We start from the raw sequence: 3,713 nt of genomic DNA, 5'->3' as shown, positions 1-3,713 counted from the left end.
GGCAAGGTGCAGAACGTGCTGCCGAGCATGGAGGCGGCGTTCGTCGACGTCGGCCGGGGCCGCAACGCGGTGCTGTACGCCGGCGAGTGCCGGAGACGCCGAAGGCGGAGACACCCGCTCGCGCCGGCTGGTCACCGGACAGCCAGGGGCGGGCCTCGGTGAGCAGCTCCACCGCACCGGCCGACCAGTCGACGTGCGGGGTGGGCGCGTCGACGTGCAGGGTCTGCGGCAGGGTGCGGTGCCGCATTGCCATGACCATCTTGATGATCCCGGCGACACCGGCGGCGGCCTGGGTGTGGCCGATGTTCGACTTGATCGAGCCGAGCCAGAGCGGGTCGCGCTCCCCTCGGTCACGGCCGTACGTGGCGAGCAGCGCCTGCGCCTCGATCGGGTCACCGAGGACAGTGCCGGTGCCGTGCGCCTCGACCACGTCCACATCGGCGCCGGTGAGCCCGGCGTTGTCCAGGGCCGCGCGGATGACCCGCTGCTGGGACGGCCCGTTCGGTGCGGTGAGGCCGTTGGACGCGCCGTCCTGGTTGACGGCGGTGCCCCGGATGACGGCGAGCACCTGGTGGCCGTTGCGGCGGGCGTCGCTGAGACGTTCCACCAGCAGCAGGCCGACGCCCTCACCCCAGCCGGTGCCGTCGGCGGCCGAGGCGAAGGACTTGCAGCGGCCGTCCGCCGCGAGGCCGCCCTGCCGTTCGAACTCCTCGAACGCGCCGGTGGTGCACATGACTGTCGCGCCGCCCGCCAGCGCCATCGTGCACTCGCCCTGCCGCAGCGACTGGACCGCCAGGTGCAGCGCGACCAGCGAGGACGAGCAGGCGGTGTCGACGGTGATGGCCGGGCCTTCGAGGCCGAAGAAGTACGACAGGCGGCCGGAGACCACGGCTGCCGCGTTTCCGGTCAGCAGGTGACCTTCGTCGGCGATCGGCGTCCGCATCAGGACCGACGCGTAGTCCTGGGTGTTGGAGCCGACGAAGACGCCGACCTGGCGGCCGCGCAGCGACAGCGGGTCGACGCCGCCGCGCTCCAGGGCCTCCCAGGCGGTCTCCATGAGGAGCCGCTGCTGCGGGTCCATGGCGACGGCCTCGCGCGGCGAGATGCCGAACAGCGCCGCGTCGAACTCACCGGCCGCGTCGAGGAACCCCGCCGGGCGGGCGTACGAGGCGGCCGGGTCCCAGCCACGGTCGTCCGGGAAGCCCGACAGGGCGTTGGCGCCGTCGGCGACGAGTCGCCACAGGGCCTCGGGCGAGTCGACGCCGCCGGGATACCGGCAGGCCATACCGACGACAGCGATGGGTTCCCGCTGCGCCTCGGTGAGCCGGCGGTGCTGGTGGCGCAGACGCTCGTTCTCCTTCAGGGAGGAGCGCAGTGCCTCGACGAGCTTGTCGCTGGAGGTGGCCATCATGAGCTCCGCACGTCGGTGGTTCAGCGAGAGGAATCGAGCGCCAGCCGGATGAGGTCGTCCTCATCCAGCCCGTCGAGGTCGGTGCCGTCGGGTTCCCCGGCGGCGGGTTCGGCGTCGTCGCCGTCGGTGAGGCGCAACAGCGCATCGAGCAACCCGGCGGCACGCAGCCGGGCCGGGGAGATCGCGGCGAGCGCCTGCCGGATGCGGGCGTCGTCGTCGAGGTCGTCCGGTCCGAACAGCTCGTCGTGCAGGTGCTCGGCGAGGACCAGGGCGCTGGGGTAGTCGAAGATGAGGGTGGTGGCGAGCCGCAGGCCGGTACTCGCGTTGAGCCGGTTGCGCATCTCGATCGCGGTCGCCGAGTCGAAGCCCAACTCCCGGAACGCGCGCTCGGGTTCGACGGAATCGGCCGACGGGTGGCCGAGGACAGCGGCGGCCTCCGCCCGTACCGTCTGGAGCAGGGCCCGGTGCCGTTCGCCGCGAGACCTGTCGCGTAGCTGGGTGTAGAGCGCGGACGCCCCCTGGCCACCGATCGCGGCCTGGTCGGCGTCGCGGATCTGGCGTACCTGCGGCAGTTCGTGCAGCAGCGGCCGGGGCCGGGCCGACTCGTAGGCGGGCGCGAACCGCTGCCAGTCCACGTCGGCGATGGCGACGAAGGTCTCGTCGTGGTCCAGGGTGCGGGCCATGGCGGCGATGGCCAGGTCGGGCGCCATCGCGGCGAGGCCACGTCGGCGCAACTGCTCGACGATCACGACGTCGGACATGCCGCCGCCGTCCCACACACCCCAGGCGATCGAGGTGGCGCGCAGACCACGGGCCCGGCGACGGGCCGCGAGCGCGTCGAGGTACGCGTTGGCCGCCGCGTACGCGCCCTGCCCTCCCCCGCCCCAGACCCCGGCGTTGGAGGAGAACAGAACGAACGCGCTGACGTCCCCGACGAGGTCGTCGAGCACTGCGGCACCTGCCGCCTTGCCGTTGACCACGTCGGCGAACTCGTCCAGGCCGGTGTCGGCCAGCGGCGCCGAGCGGGCGACGCCGGCGGCGTGGAAGACCGCGGTGAGGTCGCCGATGCCGTCGAGCAGGCTGGCGAGCGCGTCCCGGTCGGCCGCGTCGCAGGCGACGATGGTCACCCGGGCACCGAGCTGTTCCAGGTGGGTACGCAGCTCGTCGGCGCCAGGGGCGTCCGGGCCTCGACGGCTGGTGAGCACCAGGTGCTCGGCACCGCGTCCGGCCAGCCAGCGGGCCACGTGTGCGCCGATCGCGCCGGTGCCGCCGGTGATCAGGGTGGTGCCGGTGGGCGTCCATCCGTTCGGTGGTGCCGGGCTGTCGAGGGGGGCGGGGCGGAGGCGTCGGGCGTGGACGGCGTCCTCGCGTACCGCGATCTGGTCCTCGTCGTCGATGCCGGCGACGGCGGCCTGGAAGCGGGTGAGAGCGGCGCTGTCGAGCCGGGCCGGCAGGTCGATCAGGGCGCCCCAGCGGTCCGGCTGTTCCAGGCCGAGCACCCGGCCGGTGGCCCAGACCTGGGCGGGCCCGGTCAGCGGCGGCTCGTCGGTGGCGGCGACGGTGACCGCGCCGCGGGTGACGATCCGGAGCCGGCCGGGGATTCCGGCGTCGGCCAGGGCCTGGACCAACAGCACTGTCGCGGTCAGGCACCGCGGGACGGCTCCGTCGGTGTCCGGGGCGACCGCCAGGAGGGACAGCACGCCGGTGACGGCGGGCTCGGGGCCGGTCGCGGCTCTCAGCTGTGCGGTCAGTGTGGCCCGGTCGGTCATCGCCGGGTCGACCTCGACGATGACGGCGGTGCCGCCGGCCTGCTCGATAGCGGCGCTGGCGAATTCAGTCTCGGCCTGTGCGGTGGTAGTGGTGATCAGCAGCCAGGTGCCGGTGAGCAACGCGTCGGGCGGCTCGGGCAGGGCGGTCCAGCCGACGGTGTAGCGCCAGGTGTCGGTGGTGCCGCGTTCCTTGCGGGTACGCCGCCAGGCGGTGAGGGCGGGCAGCAGGGCGTCGCCGTCGTTGGTGATCCCGAGGGGGGTGAGGTCGCCGTTCTCCACCGCCTGCCAGAACTCGCTGTCAACCGGGTCGACGACGGGCACCGGTGTGTCGCCGGCCGGCCAGTAACGCTGGTGTTGGAAGGGGTAGGTGGGCAGGTCGACGGGCCGGGTGGCGGGGATGACGGTGGTCCAGTCGACGGGTGCGCCCTGCACCCATGCCTCGGCCAGCGACCGCACGAACCGCTCGGGGCCGCCTTCGTCGCGGACCCCGACCACCCATGGTTCCCGCATGCCCCCAGCCTGCCTGGTCCGGC

2 protein-coding genes are annotated in these 3,713 nt (G+C 73.7%); both read right to left on the bottom strand.

What is annotated here, in order from left to right; all coding sequences use genetic code 11:
- Positions 1–1,363, bottom strand: a 1,363-nt coding sequence (locus ACWCO3_RS32750; protein WP_450013792.1) for a type I polyketide synthase, incomplete at its 3' end; no start/stop codon positions are given.
- 68 nt (positions 1,364–1,431) lie between these two features.
- Positions 1,432–3,690: an SDR family NAD(P)-dependent oxidoreductase gene (locus ACWCO3_RS32745; RefSeq protein ID WP_450013791.1), complete on the bottom strand. Its 2,259-nt coding sequence runs from the start codon at positions 3,688–3,690 to the stop codon at positions 1,432–1,434.
- Positions 3,691–3,713: the final 23 nt, after the last annotated feature.

The organism is Micromonospora sp. NPDC002411, assembly GCF_053592955.1.
The sequence above is the reverse complement of the archived record's forward strand: the minus strand, read 5'-3'. Positions and strand labels throughout refer to the sequence as shown.

Excerpts from the sequence above, each read along its gene's own strand:
- ACWCO3_RS32745 (WP_450013791.1), bottom strand. The coding sequence starts at position 3,690 with ATGCGGGAACCATGGGTGGTCGGGGTCCGCGACGAAGGCGGCCCCGAG.